The organism is Haloferax sp. ATCC BAA-644 (genome assembly GCF_000336975.1).
In the GTDB taxonomy this organism is placed as follows: Archaea; Halobacteriota; Halobacteria; order Halobacteriales; family Haloferacaceae; genus Haloferax; species Haloferax volcanii.
Window position 1 is genome coordinate 134,834 of the sequence record NZ_AOLF01000021.1, and the last position, 19,631, is coordinate 154,464.

The following is a 19,631-nucleotide window of genomic DNA, read 5'->3' on the forward strand; positions in this document are numbered from 1 at the left end:
CGGACACCGACGGGTAACTGCGCGGTCAGTCGTCGGAGCGACCCTCCGCGCCCGAGGCGTCGACGGTCGAGCCGATTTTGTTGGGCAGGAGGCCGCCGCCTTTGCCGGTGTGACGACGTTCGACGGTCTCCCGCGCTTTCTCTTCGGACGCGCCGGCGACCATGTACATCCGCTGGGGCCACATCCGAAGCGCGACCCAGATACCGAGGACGATGACGAGCCCGACCGCGAGGGCGACCGGTGCCGGGATGAGGGCCAGAATGCCCGTCGCGGGCGACCCCGCGTCAGCGACGGGCGACGTGATGAGCCCGCGACCACCGAGGTCGAAGCCCGCGCTCCCAGCCGCCTGCGTCAGGAGCGGAGCCACCGCGGAGGAGATGTAGTGCAGCGGAACCAGCAGGATGGTGCCCGTGACGACCATCTTCACGATGTTGCCGTTCATGATAGGGACCATCAGCGCGAAGAAGAACGGGAACGTCGCCAGGTCGATTCCCCACAGCACGTCGTTGCCGGGGAGGATAATCGACATCACGATGGTGATGGGGACGATGAGCAGGCTGGACGCGATGACCGACTCGTGGCCGATGAGGATGGCCGAGTCGAGGCCGATCGCCATGTCGCGGTCTTCGAACCGCGAGGTCATGTAGTTCCGAATCGACTCCGAAAGCGGCGTCAGCCCCTCCATGAGGATGCCGACCATCATCGGGAGGATATGCATCACCGCGGCGAACGAGATGCCGGCGGTGAGGATGGCGTACCAGCTCTCGGCGACGAAGAGCGCGTTACTGTAGGCGGCGATACCGATGACGAGCCCGATAGCGAGGCCGACGAAGATTGGTTCACCGAGGATGCCGAACCGGTCTTGAATCGCGTCGGGGTCGGCTTCGATGTTCCCGAGCGGCGTCTTATCCACCGCCCAGTGAATCGGAATCGCGGCGACGGCGTAGGGTGCCGAGGTCCCGTGCGGAATGGAGATTCCGGGCGTGTCGAACGTCTCTTCGACGGCCGGTTGCGTCCAGTCCGCGGCCACGAGGACGAACAGCCCCAGCGTCAGCCCGACCGCCACCGAGTACAGCCAGTTGTTCGTGCTCATGTAGACCAGTCCGCCGATGAAGGCGAAGTGCCAGTAGTTCCAGATGTCCACGTTGAGCGTGTACGTGAAGCCGATAGCGAAGAGGACGAGGTTCATCACCACGAACAGCGGAATCATCCAGACGCCGAGTTCCGCGATACCGAAGGCGATGGCGGCGGCGGCGGGCCAGCCGACGTCGACCGCCGGAAGCGTGATGCCGGTCACCTCGACCATCTGTTGGGCCAGCGGGCTGATGTTCTCGCTGAACAGCCCGATGACGAGATTGATGCCGATGAAGCCGATGCCGATGAGGATGGACGAGCGCGCCGCCTTCAACACGTCCACCCGGAACGCGAGCGCGATGAGGAAGATGATTATCGGCAGGAGGACGCTCACGCCCAACGATTGGATTACGCTGTTGATAGAATTCAACAGGGAACTCACACCACTCTGTAAGAATACGTCTGGTACTGCCATGTTATTAACTCACAACCCTGTCTCAGAATGAGAGTGTCTCTACATAAATGTTGCTGTCATTCGTGAATGATTCGTGTCGGCGACGTATCGGTCAGCCTTCGAGCGCCGCGGCGATGTCGTCGAGGACCTCGTCTTGGCCGATACCGGTCATGAACGCCGTCGTGTGGATGACCGGGATGTCGAACTTGTCTTCGTTGAGTTGCGTCGTGGTGACGATGAGGTCGAAGTTCCCCGACGAGACCTTGCCGGGGGCTTCCGTCGCCTTCGCCTTAGCGATGGTCCCGATGTCGAGGCCGCGCTCCGGGAGCTTCTCTTTCAGCGCTTCCTTGACGACCGTCGACGTTGCAACCGATGTGCCACACACTACGAGGATGTTTTTCGCTGTCATTGTCGTGTATTGCACATCATCGATGACCACTAAAAAGATTGCGCCGGTCCGACGCGCCGCAGTCCCGAGCGGAGCGAGACGGGGCGGTCTGCCGTCGGCGGCCGTCTCAGGGGAAACTCGCGGCGATATCGCGGAGGAGCGGCTCCGGCTCCGACGCGAGCGACACGGCCGACGCGGCACCGGTCGCGTGACCTCCCTGTTCGAACGCGAGGCGGACGTCTTCGGCGGTCGAGATGCCGCCGCCGACGAGGACGCGAGTGCGCGGGTTTTCCGTCTCGACCATCGACATGAAGTCGCGAACGCGGTCGGGGTGAGTCTGCGTAATCGCGCGGTCCGACGAGATGTCTTCGGGCATCTCGTATATCATCGAGTCGGGGTCGAACTCCGCGACCGCGCGACCCATCTCGATGCTGTCGACGCAGACGACCGAGTCGAGGTCGAGGTCGCGACAGCGCTCGATTTTCCACACGAGGTCGGACAGCGTGTCGCGGTTCTCCGCGTGGTTGATGACGACGCCGTCGGCCCCCGCGTCTGCGACGGTCTCCGGGAGGATTTTCCCCATCCCGCGACCGGGCTCGACGGCGTCCATCGCGGGCGCGGTGACGGCGAGGTCGGTGTGTTCGGTTATCAGCCGGATGTCCGGCAGTTGCGGCGTCAACACGAAGCGCGCGTCGGTCTCCGCCTCTATCGTTTCGAGCAGCCGCGCGAACGCGAGCGCGTCCTCGCCGCTCGTGTCCGGATACACCTTGAAGTTGACCTGAAAGTGGGGGTACGGGAGATTCATGAGTGGGTCCGGGGACTACCTCGGGGAGTCATAACAGCGTCTCCGCCTCCTCGATAGTCGCGCCCTCGTGGACGATGGCCGAGAGCGCGTCGATGATGGCCGCGGGGTCGTCCCGCTGCCAGACGTTCCGGCCGAACATCACGCCCTGCGAACCGGCCTCGACGGCACCGTGGACCATCTCCAGTACCGCTCGGTCCGTCTCGACGGTGGGGCCGCCGGCGATGTACGTCGGCACCGGCGCGTTGTGCACGATGCGCTCGAAGCCCGTGGGTGGGTACGGCGTCTTCAGGATGTCCGCGCCGAGTTCGAAGCCCAGGCGGTTGGCGTTGACGAGGTAGTCGGTGTCGAACTCGTCGTCAGCGCGCTGGCCCCATAATGTGGGTTCGACGATGAGCGGAATCCCCGCGTCGTCGCAGTCCTCGGCCGCGGCCGCGACGAACTCGGCGTTCTCCTTCAGCACGTCGGGACTCTCCCGCCCGAAGACGAGCGCGACTTTCGCGGCGTCGGCTACCTCGGCGCAGTCCTCGACGCTGAACACCTGGGAATGGATTTCGGCGTTCTCGATGTCGCCCGGCATCGTCGAGTCGTACAGGAGGTCGAGCGTGCCGATGGTGTGGACGCCGGCGGCGTCGATTCGGTCTTCGAAGCGCTTCAGAAACGGCACGCTCGCCAGGATACCGTCGGGGCCGGCGTCCAACACCGTGTCGAGGAGCGCCGCGGGGTCCTCGAACCCCTCGAGGGAACCCCAATGGAGGCCGTGGTCGATAGCGACAGTCACCGATCGTCCGAGTGGTTGGTCCGTCATGGTTATTGGAGAATCGTCGTGGTAATCGTTCGCTCGCGCGGGCCGCACAGTTCGAAGAACATGACCTCCTCCCAGGTCCCGAGGTCGAGCTCCCCGTCGCGGAGGACGAGAAGGACCGGTCGCTTGATCATCGCGGAGATGAGGTGCGCGTGGGCGTTCGGCTGCTCGCCCGCGGTGATGTGGTCGAGGTCGTGGTAGTAGCCGTCGTCCGGGGGGGCTATCTCCTTGAACTTGTCAATCATGTCGTCGAGGAGCTTCTCTTCGTACTCGTTGGTCGAGAGCGCCGCAGACGTGTGGGGCGTCGACACGTACACGAGTCCATCGGTCACGCCGAGGTCCTCGATGGTCGCTTCCACCTCGGGTGTGACGCTCAGAATCTCGAACCTGCTGTGGCTCTCGATGGAGAAGCTCTCTGTCTGTATCTCCATACACCGTAGCTCAGGGAGTGAGCGTAAATAGTTTTTGCCGACAATCTCCCGAACACCGCACAGCGGCCGTTAGGCGGCAGATATCTTGGGCTCTCCTTCTACAACTACCGTTCGGACGGTGTCGGTGATTCGCCCCCTCTGTCTCACTGAGTCGAACAGTTGTTCTGCTCGATGGAACAAACTATTTAGGGTTGCCTCGACGACACGCAGTTATGACAGAAAACGCGCCCAACCGGATCGAAACGAGTCGGAAGACGATTCGGGTGCTCGACGCGCTTCGAGAACACGGGTCGAGCAGTGTGACGTTCCTCGCGCGGGAACTCGGGATGAACAAGAGCACGGTTCACAACCACCTCAGCACGCTCGAAGCCGAGAAGTTCGTCGTCCGCGACGGGACCGATTACGAACTGAGTCTCCGCCTGCTCGGGTTCGGGGGATACGTACAGCACCGCCACCCGCTGTATCAGGTGGCGAAGCGGGAGGTCCACCGGTTGGCGTCCCAGACCGGCGAACTCGCGAACCTGATGGTCGAGGAGTACGGACAGGGCGTCTATCTCGCCTCCGAACAGGGTGAGCGGGCGGTCGATTTAGACATCTACCCCGGTCTCAGACGGCCGCTCCACGCCATCGGTCTCGGAAAGGCGATACTGGCGCACCTCCCGTCCGAGCGCGTCGACGAAATCATCGAGGAACACGGCCTTCCCGCGGAGACCGACCAGACGATTACCGACAGGGCTGAACTCGACGCACAGTTGGCGACGGTCCGTGACCGGGGCTACGCCGTGGACAACGAGGAACTCATCAGAGGGCTCCGATGCGTTGGCGCACCCATCATCGCGAAAGACGGGACCGTCCTGGGTGCAATCAGCGTCTCGCAACCCGTCAGCCGCATGAATAACGAGCGGTTCACCGACGAGGTTCCCGACATCGTCCAGAGCGCCGCCAACGTCATCGAACTCCACACGAACCACTAACGATTACAAGCATACCTTTGTAATGAATATCTCGACGACTCTTACAAGTCGCCGCCGACTCCGACGGTGCCGTTCAGTCGGAGTGCACGTCCGTTCTCAAATACAGAATGAATACTACTCCAACAATAATTATGGTCTATCTGATTATGTCTCTTATCTCTGCGGTTATCTAATTGTATTCCCCCGAACCGGAGCTACTTGTCAACCGGATATGCTCTCCGATAGAGCGTATGCTAACTATTGACAACTGAACCCTGCTGTCGCCAGTCGGCCGAACTGCGCCCTCGTGCCCTCGCCGAGGTACCATCCTCGGAAGGATTTAATGGCGTCCTGCGTGACGGCGTGGTATGGAGAGCCCGCAACTGGTCGGCGTTCATCTCGGTACCGCGAGCGTGCATGTCGATGTGTACAGCACCGACGGCGAACGACTCGCCGGCGGTGAGGCACCCGTCGCCGAGCAGACGACGCTCGCGTGGGAGCGAGCGCTCCACGAGGCGGCGCCGGCGCTCCCGCAGACCGGCATCGGCTCGGTCGCGAGTACGTCGGGGACCGCCGTGCTCGTCGATAAGTACGGCGAGCCGGTGTTCCCCCCGCAGATGTACTTCGATTCCGCGCCCGAACAGGCGTCGAAGCTCCGCGACCTCGACCTGTCTGACCTCTCGATTAACCAGAATATCGCGTTTTCTCCGACCAGCCCCCTTCCGAAGATTCTGAAGCTTCGCGAGGAGCACCCCGAAAAGTTCCAGCGGGTGGAGTGGATTCTCAGCCCGACGACGTGGCTGTTGTACCGGCTCCGATTCGACGCGTCGACGCCGTGGCGCGATATCGAGACCGACTGGACGAACGCGTTGAAGTTCGGCGCCGACGTGACGACGCCACTCCCCACGTGGTTCGAGTCGCTGTTCGAGACGCTCGACCTGCCTCGGTCGCTCTTTCCAGCGATTCGCCCCCCCGGCTCGTTCATCGGGGTCGCCGACGGTCAGTTGGCCGAGCGGACCGGCTTCGACGGTATCAAACTCTTTCAGGGGCTCACTGACGGCAACGCCTCGGTGCTGGCGAACGGCGGCGTCAAACCCGGGGACTTCAGCATCACCTTCGGCGCGTCGAGCGTCGTCAAATACGTCTCGGAGTCCGTCTCGCCCCACCCGGCGCTGTACTACCACCGCCACCCCATCGACGGCTATCTGCCAGGTGCGTCGTTCGACACCGGCAACCTCCTCCGATGGTTCTTCGACCGCGTCCTCAACTGCACGCCGGAGCGCGGGCTCGAACTCGCCCGACAAGTCCCGAGCGGCCACGGCTACGAGGTGTTCCTCAAGGGCAACCGAAGCCCGTTTTTCGACGCCGACGTCGCGGGGTCGCTCCTCGGCCTCAACTACGACAACTCCCTGTCGACCGAGGAGGTCCACGGCCGACTGGCGCGCGGGCTCATTACCGGCATCATCCTGACCGAGTGGACATACATCTCGCTGGTGGAAGAACACTTCGACACGGACATCGACCGCGTGCTCGTCATCAACGACGGGACGCCGACGCTCGACGGCAACTACGACTGGTGGAATACGCTCCGGGCGTCGATATGGGACCGCCCGGTCGTCGAGATGGAGCCGCGGACGACTGCCGGCGCGGTCATGGCTCCCGCGCTCATCACGTCGATTTACAGCGATGTCGAGACGGCGGCGGAAAACCTCCTCCGAGAGCGCGACGTTATCGAGCCGGACCCGTCGGTCAGCGCGGACTTCGATACGCAAAAAGAGGCGTACTTCGACCGATGGCGGGACATCGCGGCGTTCTATCAACGGGAGTGACATCGACCGTGGCGGCGAGGCCCGCCGACTGGACGACGACCGACCGCGTCGATGGCACGGACGCGGGAACCGTAATTCCCTGATGTATTACAAGCATACACCTGTAATCTACACTGCCTATCTCGTATCCGAGCGAAGCGCGTGACCGCTCGGTCCGAAACGGTTTCCAACCCGCGTGGAACGTGATGCACGGCGGCTCCGACCAGCGGCGACCATTCCAACCGGCGTTACGGTTCCGCGGGTCGCTCGCTCGCCGCCGAACCACTCCAGCGACACTCGATACCGTGCGTTCGCGTGGCTATCACGGAGCAAGTCCCCACGCAGTGCAACTCGTCCCGTTTAGTGCTTTCACTCAGGGTGGAAACGCAACTCTCGACCCGACCCGTTCGTAATCGTGGTATTACAACGCAGACGATTCCGAAACCATCCACTTGTCGCACACGGAGGCGGACGTTCTGAAAGCGCTTCTCTGCATGCAACGGTTCCGTTTCGAGACGGAGACGGAGAGCCCTACGCCGAATGATGGTCGGTGAGACAGCCGATACCCCGACCTAGGGTCGCTTTTTCGACTCGCGTTCGATTCAGCAGTGGTAACCGTGCTCGACTGCGCCCAAACCCAAATATTTAATCAGGTTGGAAACAGTGTGTTATCGTATGGCAAGCAACGAACCACGAACGCTCGAGGCGGTTGAACGGACTCTCGAAATCGTCGAGGCGCTAGTGGAGGAGGACTCACTCGGGGTGACGGAACTGTCGGAGCGAACCGGACTCCCGACGAGCACCGTCTACGTCCACCTACAAACGCTCCGAGAGAACGAGTACGTCGTCAAGGAGGACAGCAAGTACCGACTCTCGCTTCAGTTCCTCCACTACGGGGGCAAGATTCGAGAGCGGCTCCCGGTCTACCGACACGGGCGACAGGTCGTCCACGACTTGGCGAAAGAGACCGGTGAACTGGTCAATCTCGCAATCGAGGAGAGCGGTCGCGGCGTCGTGATTTTCATGGCGCGCGGCGACAACGCCGCCGTCGACCTCGCGCCCGTGGGGAAGCACTCGTACCTCCACCGACCGGCCTTCGGGCGGGCCATCCTCTCGTGTTTCTCCGACGACGAGGTGAACGACATCGTCGACAAGTGGGGGCTTCGAGCGGTCACCGAAAACACCGTCAACACGCGCGAGGCGCTCTTCGAGGAACTCGACGCCACACGAGAACGCGGGTACGCTATCGAGCGAGACGAAGGCGACGTGGGCATCAGCTGTGTCGGCGCGCCGATTCAGGACATCGAAGGCAACCCCGTCGGCGCGATCAGCGTGACCGTCCCGTCGAACAAACTCCGGGACGACCGCGTCGAAGAGGAACTCTCACACAAGATTCTCAACGGGACCAACATCATCGAACTCAAGATAGAACACGCGTAACCGACGATGCGATGTTTCCACGCCAGTCGGAACACCGCCGAAACCACCTGACGAGGGCTCCGTGTTCGTCACGCTCGCTCGACGGCGACGCGGGCGGCGGTCCGAATCGCATCGACCATGCTCGACTCGGACGCGATGCCCTGTCCCGCGATATCGAACGCCGTGCCGTGGTCGACGCTCGTCCTGATAATCGGCAGTCCGACCGTCATGTTGACGCCGCTGACGGTGTCGGTGCTGTCGAAGCCGAGCATCTTGATGGGGATGTGGCCCTGGTCGTGGTACATCGAGACGACGCAGTCGTAGTCGCCGGCGGCCGCCTTGACGTAGACGGTGTCCGGCGGAATGGGCCCTTCGGCGTCGATGCCCGCCGCACGGGCTCGTTCGACCGCCGGTTCGATGGCGTCGTCGTCTTCCGTTCCGAGGAGTCCGCCCTCTCCGGCGTGGGGATTCAAGCCGGCGACGGCGATCGTCGGGTCGTCGATTCCCAGGTCGCGCAACCCCTGAGCGGTGACCGTGATGGTGTCGCGGACGTTTTCGGTCGTCACGAGGTCGCAGGCCTCGCGGAGCGGGACGTGCGTGCTCACGTGCGTGACGCGCAGTCCCCCCTCGATGAGCATCATCGAGTAGTTGTCCGTCTCTGTGTACGCCGCGAGCATCCCGGTGTGGCCCGCGAATTCGCTTCCGGCCCGTGCCGTCGCCTGCTTGTGAATCGGAGCCGTCGCGATGGCGTCGATGTCGCCTGCGATGGCGAGTTCGATGGCGCGCTCGACGTACTCCAGCGAGGCTCGTCCGTACGCTTCGTCGATTTCGCCGTGAGCGAGCGACGCGACGTTGTCGAGGTCGAGGACGGGCAGCGTCGACGGGGCGGACCGAACGTCAGCGACGGTGTCGACCGCCTCGACGGTCAGGTCGCTCCCGCACTGCGCTACCGCGTTCCGGACCGCGTCTGCGTCACCGATGACGACGACGTCCGCGTCGTCGGTCACCTGCGGTGCTGCCTTGACGATTATCTCGCTTCCGATACCACCGGGGTCTCCCATCGTCACGCCGACGAGGGGTCTCTCTGCTTCCGTCATCACCGCGTACCGATGAAGTCGAGGCAATTAACTATTGTCGTCGGGTCACCGAACGACCCTGCCTTGGTCACGAGCAACGTCTCGTCCGCCGGCCCGCCGCGAATTCTGGTGAGTGGAACCCCATCCGAAAGTTCGATTCCCGTCAGGTCGAGCGATGCCGCGTCGAGTTCGTCGAGCACCGCGATAGTCGTCGAACCGCCGGTCGTGAACAGGCCGGTCAGTGGCCGCGACTCGTGGACTCGTCGGACGGTCTCGCGCAACGCCGTCGCGATTCGGTCTTTGACGGCGCTTTCGTCGAGTCCGAGCGCGTCCGCGGTCCGACGCACCGCGTCGACGGCCCCGGGAGACGCGGCCGACGTGACGACGGCGAAGCCGTGGACGCGCTGTGCGTCGAGAAGCGGACCGAGCGCAGAGGCCGCGGCTTCCTCGGGGCGTTCGAGCATCGCCTCGGGGTCCAGTACCACGAGCGCACCGTCGGGGACTGGGGTGAGTTGCTCGAACGAGGTCTCGCTGACGCTCCCGACGACCCCGAGTACCGCCCCTTCGCCCCCGTCTGTGGGCGAGAGCGACAACGCCCCCGCGAGCCCGCCGCTCCCCGCGTAGGCGACATCGGCGGCGAGCCGGCCGGCCGCGTCGGCGAGCGACCGAAGGTGTGTCTGCGACGTTGCGTCGGCGACGACGACGGTCGGTTCGTTGTGGCGTCCGTGTATCTCGGTGAGCCGCGACCGGACGGCCTGCCGTCCCGCGTCTACGATGCCCGTGTGCATCGTTTCGACGGGATACGGGACCGACGAGAGCAAGTCCACGACGGATGACGCCGAAGGGAGGTTCTCCGAGTCGGTGAGCGTCTGAAGGACCGGGTTTCCGTCGACCAGTTGGACGCCGCCTTCCGTTGTCCGTCCGTTCGCGGGAAACGCCGGCGCGAGCAACAGCAGGTCCGGCGTCGCGGCGTCGAGGAGCGCAGTCAGTTCGTCAGCGACGTTCCCGCGGAGCGTCGAGTCGAGTTTCTTGTACAGGACGGGCGCGTCGTGGGCTGCCACGACGGTTCGAACCGAGTCGTACGCCTCCGTCGGCGGCGCTTCCCGCGTCTCCGTGTCGACGACGAGAACGTCACAGTCCGTCGGTGCGTTCGGGTCGAACACGACGTTCGTCCGATACCCCCGACTGGCGAATTGACTTCCGGTGTCGTTCGCTCCGGTGATGTCGTCTGCGATGACGACTGCTTGCAACTCGGTCATACCGACCGGTTCCGCCCCGCCCTCATGAATGTTCGGCCGTTGTATGACAAATGTCAACAATGGTTAGAAATGTATTTACATTACAATCATGAAGCAGATTCCATGGCATCGAACGAATGCCGAGACAGCGAGAGGAGTGTCACTCGACGCAGAAACGTCCTGAGAGCCGTCGGCGGCTCAGCAGTCGCCGGGCTTGCGGGGTGTATCGGCGGCGGTGGCGGTGGTTCGGGGTCGACGCCCACGGAAGGAAGTACGACCGGTTCGGTCCAGGAAAACGGTTGGCCGGATTACAGCGGGCGCGAGATGCGCGTCGTCACCGACGAGTGTTCGGACGTGTTCAAGCGCGTCTGGGAGGACGCGTTCGCGGAGTTCGAAAACCGGACGGGCGCGTCAGTCACCCTCGAATGCGGTGCGGAGGGCCAGAGCATCCAAGAGCGAATCATTCAGCTCATTCAGTCCGGCAACCCACCGGAGCTGTTCCCGACGTCGGTGACGCAATCGACGCAGCTCCAGAACCAGGGGACGCTCGCGCCGATGACCGACTTGGTCGAGACGGTTACGGACCGACTGGGCACGCCCCACGAGCGGTCGTTTCTCAAACGCGACGGCGAGCATTACACGATTCCCTTCTTCGCGATTCCCTACCTGCAATGGTACCGAGAGGACATCGCCGAGTCGAAGCCGGACTCTTGGGAGAACATGGTCAGTTGGATGGAGGAAGCCAGCAACTCTGACGAGGTGACCGATGCGACGCTGCTCCCGTGGTCGACGCACTATTGTAGCGAACTCGTCGCTCAATGCTTCCTTCGGAGTAACGGCGCGAACATGGCGACTCGGAACGACGACGGCGAGGTCGTGGTCTCTATCGACCAAGGGGAGAACCGCGAGCGCTGGATCGAGATGCTCGAATTCCGCAAACAGCTCCAGCCCTACACGGGTCCCGGTTCGGACATCGGCTGTGAGGAGCGAATCAACGCGCTTCACACCGAATCGTCGGCGCACACGACGTACGGCGGTGCACGGCCGAAGATTCAGTCGATCGAACGCGACCGCGACTTCCACCAACACATCCGCGCCGAGCCGATTCCGGGCCCCGACGGCCCCGGGGAGTTCTTCGGCGTCATCAAGTCGATCTGTTCGTTCGAGGGGTCGAACACGGACATGGCGAAGACGTTCCTCGACCGATTCATCTTCCAACCGGAGTACTACGAGCGCTACATCAACATCCAGAACGCGCCGCTGTACCCGAAACAAAAAGAGGAGATTGACATGCGGGAGAAGCTCCCGGACTCCTACACCGACGAGGATATCGCGGCGTGGAAATCTGTCACCGACGCGATTCCGCCGGCACACGAGACCAGCCCACCGAACCCCTACGTCGATTCGATCTTCACGACGCGACCGGGTTCGACCGCCATCTCGCTCGTGATCAGCGAGGACACGGCACCCGGTGAGGCGGTCGACCAGGTCGCCGAGAGCGCCCGCGAGTCGCTGAACCAGGCGAAAGGGCCGTAGCGATGCGTGACTCACGTCACAGCCACCGACACCGGAGGCCTTCGTCTCGACGTGTCGAAGGCCCCGTAACCGCGACAGCGGACTCCGTTACATTCCAAACGACACACCGATTCACACACGATTCCAACAACAGATGACCAACGAACTTCACGGCGTCAATCCCCCGCTTATCACCCCGCTCGACGCTGACGGCCAACTGAAAGACGACGCGTTCAGAGACGAGATTCGCTACCATCTCGACGCCGGCGTTTCCGGCGTCGTCGTCGGCGGAAGCACCGGCGAAGGGATGCGGATGAGCAACGACCAGCTCCAGCACCTCTACGAGGTCGCGGTCGACGAAGTCGACGGCGCGGTTCCCGTGGTCGCGGGAGTCATCGCGCGGCAGACGCGCGAGGCCACCACGAAAGCGGGGCTCGCTCGCGATGCCGGCGCTGACTTCCTCATGGTGATGCCTCCGACGGGGTACGCCGGCTCGCATATGGCTGACAACGACTCGATTCGCGACTACTACCGCGCGATTGCGGACGTCTCGGAGCTCCCAATCGTCGTTTACGATGTCATGTCGTTGCTCGACCTCGACGCGGAACTCGTCGGCGACCTCGTCCGGGAGATTCCGGAAGTCGTCGGTATCAAGGTCAGTAGCACGCTCGGTAACTTGACGCGCTATCTCCGAGCTATCGGCGACGACGGCTTCGTGCTCGGTGGGATGAGCATCGCGCAGTTCCCGACGTACACGCTGGGCGTCAACGGCGGTATCGTGGGTATCAGCAGCGTCTGCCCGCGTATCTCCGTCCAAATCTGGGACGCCACCCAACGCGGCGACTACGACCGCGCTCGCGAGCTTCACCTCTCTATCGTGCCGCTCATCCGCGCCGCGATGGAAGACTACGAGTCGAACTTCCCCGCTGGCGAAAAAGCGGCCATCGACGTCCTCGGGCGCGACCCGGGCCATCTCTTCCACCCGTTCGACGAGGTGACGAACGGCGACGAGAAACGCGCGGCAATCGAGCAGGCCGTCGCACACATGCGCGAACGAGGAACCAGAGAAGTGGTCGCCGCCGACGATTAGGGCAGTCGTCTCCCGCCCCGAATCTGTCTGCCGTCCAACCGCGACGCAGATTCCGGTGTCGCTCCTGTCTGCGACGACCCGGCGTGCAGTCGGCGTCCCCTGCCGATTTCTTTTCTGTGCCACCTAGGCACCGACCCCGAGGCGTGTTCGGTTCGGAACCCGCAGCACCCGTCACTCGTGTGCCACCGCTGGTGGTTCTTCCAGACGGTTCGTAAAAGCCCGCTCTCGGGCCGGTGTTACCAGTCGACCCAGTCTCGGTCGGCGATTCGTAGCTCGCGGTCGATATCGTCGATACGTGCGAGTTCGTCCGACGCGAGTTCGATAGCCGCGGCGTCGAGGTTTCCACGGATGTGGTCTTCGCTCGACGCCTTCGGGATGGGGTGGACCCCGTCTTTCGAGAGCAGCCACGCGATGGCGACCTGCGCCTCGCTGAGCCCGTTTTCGCGGGCGATGTCGGTTATCTCCGGAATCTCGAAGACCTCGCCGCGGGCGAGCGGCGAGTAGGCGACGACTTCGATATCGTGACCGCGACAGTACTCGATGAGGTCCGGTTGCGGGAGCAGCGGATGCAGTTCGACCTGATTGACGGCGATTGGAACGTCGCAGGCGGCCCGCGCCTCGTCGAGCAGGTCGGCGGTGAAGTTACTCACGCCGACGTGTCGAATCAGGCCCTCGTCCCGGAGTTCCGCGAACGCGCCTAACGTGTCCGCGGCGTCGTAGTCTTTCGCCGGCCAGTGCACGTAGAGGACGTCGACGTAGTCCACGCCGAGGCGGTCGAGGCTCTCGGAGACCGCTTCGGGGACGCGGTCGGACGCGAGGTCGCCCGGCCAGAGTTTCGTCCCCAGCGTTATCTCCTCGCGGTCGATGTCCGCACGCTCGATTCCGTCGCCCACGTAGGCTTCGTTGTCGTACAGTTGCGCCGTGTCGATGTGGCGGTAGCCCATCTCCAGCGCCGTTCGGACGCTCTCCGCACAGGCGTCCGGGTCGGTGTTCTGCCACGTTCCGAAGCCCACTCTCGGCTCTCCAAATACCATGGTCGTCAGTACGTTCTCGCACACTCCTATAATAATCTATGGGGGCCGATACGTCCTCGTCGGGTCGCGCTCCGCCCGCTTTCGTCTTTTTCACTCGCTCCGGTGACTACGGTGATGGGAAGATTTTTACCGTTGGTTCATGAAGAATCGGCACGTTCCATGAGTACAATCAACAAGCATGGCTCTCGGGCTCGACAACTACGAGACGAGGCGTTCGAGTTCCTCTCGAAGAAGAAGGTACTGGCCGCGCTGACGATTCTCCCGCCGATGTTGCTCTTCACGTTCGTGAATCTCGTTCCGATTGTCGGCGTCATCGGCGCGAGTTTCTTCAGCATCAACGCGTTCTCGAACGAGTGGCAGTGGATCGGCGTCGCGAACTTCGAGACGCTCCTGTCGAGCGATTCGTTTTACGATGCGCTCAGCCGGTCGGTCGTCTACGCGGGCGGTTCGGTCGTCATTCAGGTGGTCTTCGGCACCGCCCTCGCGTTGCTACTCAATCGGTCGTTCAAGTTCGTCAACATCGCGCGGACGTTCGCGATTCTCCCGTATCTCATCCCGAACGCGGTCATCGGCTTCATGGCGCTCTGGATGCTGAATTCGCAGTGGGGAATCGTCAACCAACTCGCCGTCCAGGTCGGCCTCATCCAAGGCTACGTGTCGTTCTTCGGAAGCCAGGAGTCGGCGATGCTCGCGGCGATTCTCACGAGTAGTTGGAAGGACTCCATCTTCGTCACGGTGATGGTGCTCGCTCGGTTGCAGGCCATCCCGGAGAGCTTCTACGAGGCCGCGAAGATGTCCGGCGCGACGGCGTACCAGCGCTTCCGGGATATCACCCTCCCGAACCTGAAGGGTGTGTTCTTCATCGTGTTGCTGCTGCGTGCGGTATGGATGTTCAACACCTTCGACTACATCTGGGTCCTCACGCAGGGCGGCCCTCGCGGGGCGACGACGACCGCACCCATCTACGCGTACAACGTCGCCTTCGGGACGAGCCGGCTCGGTATCGCGGCGGCCGTCTCGACCGTGTTGTTCCTCGTGTTGTTGGTCGCGGCGGTGTTGTACTTCCGCATCTTCGAACCGTCCGCGGAGGTGCGTGCAGAATGAGCATCCGCAACGACATCGGGCAGAAGTGGTCGAGCGTCAAGCAGCGAACCGTAGACAAGCCGTGGAACCCGCTGACGCACCTCTCGCACCAAGGTCGGTCGAGAGGGTGGAACCTGCTTTTGAACGCCCTGTTGGTGCTGCTGCTGTTCGTCGTCATCTTCCCCATCTTCTGGATGGTCAGCACGGCGCTGCGGCCGACCGACATGATCTACAACGTTCCGCAGACGCTGTTGCCGCAGACGTTCTCCGCCGAGAACTTCGTCAATACGTTCGAGGGGACGAACTTCCCGACGTACTTCACGAACAGCATGATTCTCTCGGTCGGCGTCGTCGGCGTCACGACGTCGATGTCGACGCTGGCCGGCTACGGGCTCACGCGCATCGACATCCCACACAAGAAGACGTTCGCGAGAATCATCCTCTTCGGGTACATGTTCCCGCAGATTCTCCTCGCGATTCCGATGTTCATCTTCTGGAGTCGCATCGGCCTCATCAACAGTCACCTCGGTCTCATTCTCGCGGTCACGGCGACGGCGCTTCCGTTCGGTATCTGGCTGATGTGGAAGTTCTTCCAGAACGTCCCCATCTCGCTCGAGGAATCCGCCCAGATGGCCGGCGCGTCGCCGTTCCGCGCGTTCTACGAGATCGCACTGCCGATGGCGAAGCCCGGCGTCATCGCGGTCGCGATTTTCTCGTACGCGACGGCGTGGGGGGCGTACACGATTCCCCGCATCATCATGCCGACCAGTGAGAACTGGCCGCTGACCGTCGGCATCCACATGTTCACGATACAGAAGCAGACGCTCTGGGGGGAGGTGATGGCCGCGAGCGTGATGATGGTGATTCCGGCGTTCATCTTCGTCTTCGCGCTCCAGAAGTACCTCCTCGAAGGGTTCGAAGTCGGCGGGCAGATGTGACGCTCGGCCGAACCCCCTCACCGACGTAACCCCGATTTCTTCTCATCTCGTTTCGAGGCCGAGAATCTGCACCCACCGAAACGTATAATGGCAACGTCTCTCAACCTGTATGTGGTTGTCAATCATGACTATTGAGGTCAGCTCCCTGCGAAAAGAGTTCAGTTCGCCGTCCGGCACGATAACGGCCGTCGATGGCATCGATTTCAGCATCGACGAAGGCGATTTCTTCACGTTCGTCGGTCCATCGGGGTGCGGGAAGACGACGACGCTCCGCTGTATCGCGGGGCTCGAAACGCCGACGAGCGGGAGCATCCGATTCGATGGCGAGGACATGACGGGGAAGCCGGCTCACAAGCGGAACTTAGCGATGATGTTCCAGAACATCGCTCTCTACCCGCACATGAAGGTAAAAGAGAACATCTCCTACCCGCTGAAAGTCCGGAACGTTCCGAAGCAAGAGCGATACGAGAACGCCGAGGAAGCCGCGGACATCATGCAGATTCGCGAATTGCTGGAGAAGTACCCCGGCGAACTCAGCGGTGGCCAGCAACAGCGGGCGGCCTTGGCGCGAACCATCGTCCACGAACCGGAGGCGTTCCTGATGGACGAGCCGCTGAGCGACCTCGACGCGAAGCTCAAAGTCGAGATTCGCAAGGAAATCCAGCGCGTCCACGACCGTGTGGAGAAGCCGACGATCTACGTGACGCACGACCAGGAGGAGGCGATGACGATGAGCGACCGTATCGCGGTGTTCAACGACGGCGGTATCGAGCAGATCGGGACGCCCGACGAACTCTACCAGCGGCCGGCGAACCGGTTCGTGGCGAACTTCATCGGCAACCCGTCGATGAACTTCTTCGACGGCACCGTCGACCGCGCGAGCGGCGAGACGGTCGTCGTATCGGTCGACGGTCGAGAGGTCGAGCTTCAGGTGGTCGACTCCACGGCGGTCGGCGTCGGCGACGAAGTCACGGTCGGCGTCCGGCCCGAAGACGTCAGGCTCGACCGGAACGACGGTGATCTCGAAGGCGAAATCACCCTCATCGAGCGGATCGGGAAGCAGATGCTGGCGACCATCGAGGGCCCGCAGGGCGAAGTCAGGGTGACGCTCCCGGCCGACAACTCCTACGAAAAAGGCGAGGTGGTTCGCCTCGCTATCGAGACTCGGGCGACGCATCTCTTCGATTCCGGCTCCGACGACGTCGTGACCCGCGGCCCGGACGTATGACGAGGTGACCGATGCACTGGCTACGTCACCGCGGCTCGACCGTGCTCGACCGCGTCAGGAATCCAGCGTACACGGGTGATAATCGGTGTCTCCCCTGTACCGGCGTGAACGCCGTTTTCGCCGTTACCCTCGCCGGAGTCGTCGCGTGGGCGGGGTCGCCGCTCTTGGGTGCTGTCTCACTCGCGGCGTCGGCCGCGGCCATCGGCCTCCGGGGGTATCTGATACCGGGGACACCGACGCTGACACAGCGATACCTCCCCTCGCGGGCGATGGCGTATTTCGAACACGGGCCGGCACGGACGGCCGTCGATTCGCACCCGGAATCAGTTGACGTGAGCGACCGCGACCGCGACAACGTCCTCGTCGAACACGGCGTGCTTGTGCCGTGCGACGGCGGGGCCGATTTCTGTCTGACGGACGCCGTTCGTCGTGCGTGGACGGACGCACTCGACGCCATCGGTGCCGACGTAGACGCCGCACTCTCGGAGTCCGCGCTCGTCGATGCCGAGCCGTCAGAGTTCGTCGTCGACGAATCGGCCGGCGATTTCGCCGTCTCCGTCGACGGGGCGCACGCCGGTCGGTGGCCCTCGCGCGAAGCGTTCCTCGCCGACGCGGCCGGTGCGGTTGCGTTGGCGGACGAGCTCCCGGATTGGCACGGGCTGTCTTCGAGAACGCGCGGCATCGCCCTCGGCGAACTTCGACTGTTCCTCGACCGCTGTCCGACCTGCGGCGGCGACCCCGACTTTCGGCAGCGAACCGAGGCGACGTGCTGTCGGACGCGAACCGTCACGACGATGCGATGTGCGGACTGCGACGCCTCGTTCGTCGAAGTCGTCGGCGCGTGACCCGTTTTACCACCGTCTGCGGTATCTTTAATATCCCCGCCCCAACTCTGTGAAACAGACGCATGCTAGCTTCACCCAAGAGAGTCGAGAGTGCCGAACACACCGTCGTCTACCACGGTGATGGCGAGTTCTCGGCGTGGCCCTTCAACGGCGGGATGTGGAAGACCGACGACGGCGTGGTCGTCGCGTTCATCAACCACGACTGCGATTACTCGGTGCCCGAGAACCTCCACGACGCCAAGGTCGTTCGCTACGGGAGCGTCGTCTCCCCGACCGAGAACAAACAGAACCAACTGAGCCACGCGCGCATCGAGACCTACGGCGCTATCCGTGCGATGCGAACGACCGACGGCGGCGACACGTGGACGGACGACGGCGTCATCTCGGATAACGTCGAGACCTCCGAACAGGTGCTTTACGACGAGATTCCGGACATCGACCCCCACGACTTCTCGAACCGGGATACCCTCATGGCCTGTTGGTCGTCGCCGCATTCGGCCGCCTCGGACGCGGTTCCCTGGGTGAAACTGTCCGACGACGGTGGGGACTCGTGGAGCGACGCGAAGCGCCTTCCGATGTTCGACTTCGAGCGAATACAGGGCCGTCCGTCGTACATCACTCGCGAAGACGGCACGCTCCTGTTGATGCTGACGGGGAAGACGGGAAGCGACCCCCACGACGTACCAATCGTGTACGCGTCGTTCGATGGGGGGCAGAACTGGACGTTCCTGTCGCAGATCGGCGGGAGCGAGAAGTACCGCATGCTGTGTCCCTCGCCGGTGCTGCTCGACGACGGGACGCTCGTCGCGGCCGTTCGGTGTAAGATTTCCGTCGACTGCGAGTGGACCGAAATCTATCGGTCGACCGACGACGGGCGCAACTGGTCGTTCGTCTCTCGCGTGAACGACCTCGGCGCGCCGAGCAAACTCTTGCAGTACGACGGGTCGCTCGTGTGTATCTACGGCTACCGCCACCCGCCGTACGGCATCCGCGCCCGCGTGAGTCACGACGACGGCGCCACGTGGAGCCGCGAATGGATTCTCCGCGACGACGGCGCGAACTACGACCTCGGCTACCCGCGGGCGGCCGTGCTCGACGACGGGACCATCCTCGCCACGTACTATTTCAACAAACGGGACGACGACGTCGCTGTCGAGGGGGGTCCACGACACATCGCGGCCACTCGATTCGACCCGACAGAACTACTCACCGAGCGGTGATTTCCCGGCGAACAACCTCGTAACCGCGCTTTTACTACATGGCCGTGGCACGGTTAAATACAAGGGAGAACCGGATTACTTCAACTAACCGCGCTTTTACTACATGGCCGTGGCACCGTCTCGTCAGGGGAGTCGCTGTTTCGACGCACTCCTACTGGTGTCTCGCTCGTCGTCCGCGGCGCAGTCCGCGGGACCGTTAGTCTCCCCGAGTGGGCATGCGACGATGTCAT

Annotated in this window: 18 protein-coding genes; 10 read left to right on the forward strand and 8 right to left on the reverse strand. The window is 63.1% G+C overall.

What is annotated here, in order from left to right; genetic code table 11:
* Positions 1-25: 25 nt before the first annotated feature.
* The 5 genes from C458_RS09360 to C458_RS09380 all read right to left on the reverse strand — a co-directional run bounded on the left by C458_RS09360 (position 26) and on the right by C458_RS09380 (position 3,954).
* Positions 26-1,468, reverse strand: coding sequence for a PTS galactitol transporter subunit IIC (locus tag C458_RS09360; protein ID WP_008575180.1), 1,443 nt, complete (start codon positions 1,466-1,468; stop codon positions 26-28).
* 172 nt (positions 1,469-1,640) lie between these two features.
* Entirely contained in the window at positions 1,641-1,937 is a 297-nt protein-coding gene (locus tag C458_RS09365) for a PTS sugar transporter subunit IIB (RefSeq protein ID WP_004062782.1), read from the reverse strand.
* Between the two features lie 106 nt (positions 1,938-2,043).
* Positions 2,044-2,721 carry a triose-phosphate isomerase gene (locus C458_RS09370; RefSeq protein ID WP_004062781.1) on the reverse strand — a complete coding sequence of 226 codons (678 nt, stop codon included), beginning with the start codon at positions 2,719-2,721 and terminating at the stop codon, positions 2,044-2,046.
* 28 nt (positions 2,722-2,749) lie between these two features.
* Positions 2,750-3,526 carry a class I fructose-bisphosphate aldolase gene (locus tag C458_RS09375; protein WP_008575183.1) on the reverse strand — a complete coding sequence of 259 codons (777 nt, stop codon included), beginning with the start codon at positions 3,524-3,526 and terminating at the stop codon, positions 2,750-2,752.
* Positions 3,527-3,528: 2 nt separating this feature from the next.
* Complete coding sequence (locus C458_RS09380) at positions 3,529-3,954, reverse strand: secondary thiamine-phosphate synthase enzyme YjbQ (protein ID WP_008575186.1); 426 nt, start codon at positions 3,952-3,954, stop codon at positions 3,529-3,531.
* Between the two features lie 212 nt (positions 3,955-4,166).
* Between C458_RS09380 and C458_RS09385 the strand changes: the two genes are divergently transcribed.
* The 3 genes from C458_RS09385 (at position 4,167) to C458_RS09395 (ending at position 8,155) form a co-directional block, all read left to right on the forward strand.
* Positions 4,167-4,928: an IclR family transcriptional regulator gene (locus tag C458_RS09385; protein WP_004041991.1), complete on the forward strand. Its 762-nt coding sequence runs from the start codon at positions 4,167-4,169 to the stop codon at positions 4,926-4,928.
* Between the two features lie 347 nt (positions 4,929-5,275).
* Positions 5,276-6,736, forward strand: coding sequence for an FGGY family carbohydrate kinase (locus C458_RS09390; RefSeq protein WP_008575187.1), 1,461 nt, complete (start codon positions 5,276-5,278; stop codon positions 6,734-6,736).
* Positions 6,737-7,390: 654 nt separating this feature from the next.
* Positions 7,391-8,155: an IclR family transcriptional regulator gene (locus tag C458_RS09395; protein ID WP_008575188.1), complete on the forward strand. Its 765-nt coding sequence runs from the start codon at positions 7,391-7,393 to the stop codon at positions 8,153-8,155.
* Positions 8,156-8,223: 68 nt separating this feature from the next.
* Here C458_RS09395 and pdxA read toward each other — a convergent pair whose 3' ends face one another.
* Together pdxA and C458_RS09405 are read right to left on the reverse strand one after the other, a co-directional pair.
* Positions 8,224-9,231, reverse strand: a complete 1,008-nt coding sequence (pdxA, locus tag C458_RS09400; protein WP_008575189.1) for a 4-hydroxythreonine-4-phosphate dehydrogenase PdxA — start codon at positions 9,229-9,231, stop codon at positions 8,224-8,226.
* The gene (locus C458_RS09405; RefSeq protein WP_008575190.1) at positions 9,231-10,469 is read right to left on the reverse strand and encodes a four-carbon acid sugar kinase family protein; all 1,239 of its coding nucleotides are present in this window, start codon (positions 10,467-10,469) and stop codon (positions 9,231-9,233) included. The genes pdxA and C458_RS09405 overlap by 1 nt, the downstream gene beginning before the upstream one ends.
* Before the next feature lie 102 nt (positions 10,470-10,571).
* On the opposite strand from C458_RS09405, the gene C458_RS09410 reads away from it, so the two are divergent.
* Together C458_RS09410 and C458_RS09415 are read left to right on the forward strand one after the other, a co-directional pair.
* Entirely contained in the window at positions 10,572-11,984 is a 1,413-nt protein-coding gene (locus C458_RS09410) for an ABC transporter substrate-binding protein (RefSeq protein ID WP_239638752.1), read from the forward strand.
* A gap of 133 nt (positions 11,985-12,117) precedes the next feature.
* Positions 12,118-13,053: a dihydrodipicolinate synthase family protein gene (locus C458_RS09415; protein WP_008575193.1), complete on the forward strand. Its 936-nt coding sequence runs from the start codon at positions 12,118-12,120 to the stop codon at positions 13,051-13,053.
* A gap of 236 nt (positions 13,054-13,289) precedes the next feature.
* Here C458_RS09415 and C458_RS09420 read toward each other — a convergent pair whose 3' ends face one another.
* Entirely contained in the window at positions 13,290-14,066 is a 777-nt protein-coding gene (locus C458_RS09420) for an aldo/keto reductase (protein WP_008575196.1), read from the reverse strand.
* A gap of 180 nt (positions 14,067-14,246) precedes the next feature.
* On the opposite strand from C458_RS09420, the gene C458_RS09425 reads away from it, so the two are divergent.
* The 5 genes from C458_RS09425 to C458_RS09445 all read left to right on the forward strand — a co-directional run bounded on the left by C458_RS09425 (position 14,247) and on the right by C458_RS09445 (position 19,401).
* Positions 14,247-15,191 (forward strand): carbohydrate ABC transporter permease, encoded by a 945-nt coding sequence (locus tag C458_RS09425; RefSeq protein WP_008575198.1) that lies wholly within the window; start codon positions 14,247-14,249, stop codon positions 15,189-15,191.
* Positions 15,188-16,108: a carbohydrate ABC transporter permease gene (locus C458_RS09430; protein ID WP_008575200.1), complete on the forward strand. Its 921-nt coding sequence runs from the start codon at positions 15,188-15,190 to the stop codon at positions 16,106-16,108. Before C458_RS09425 ends, C458_RS09430 begins: the two co-directional genes overlap by 4 nt.
* A 124-nt stretch (positions 16,109-16,232) precedes the next feature.
* Entirely contained in the window at positions 16,233-17,336 is a 1,104-nt protein-coding gene (locus C458_RS09435; protein WP_049896719.1) for an ABC transporter ATP-binding protein, read from the forward strand.
* 11 nt (positions 17,337-17,347) lie between these two features.
* Positions 17,348-18,181, forward strand: a complete 834-nt coding sequence (locus tag C458_RS09440) for a hypothetical protein (RefSeq protein WP_239638753.1) — start codon at positions 17,348-17,350, stop codon at positions 18,179-18,181.
* Between the two features lie 62 nt (positions 18,182-18,243).
* Positions 18,244-19,401, forward strand: coding sequence for a sialidase family protein (locus C458_RS09445; RefSeq protein ID WP_008577933.1), 1,158 nt, complete (start codon positions 18,244-18,246; stop codon positions 19,399-19,401).
* Positions 19,402-19,631 lie beyond the last annotated feature (230 nt).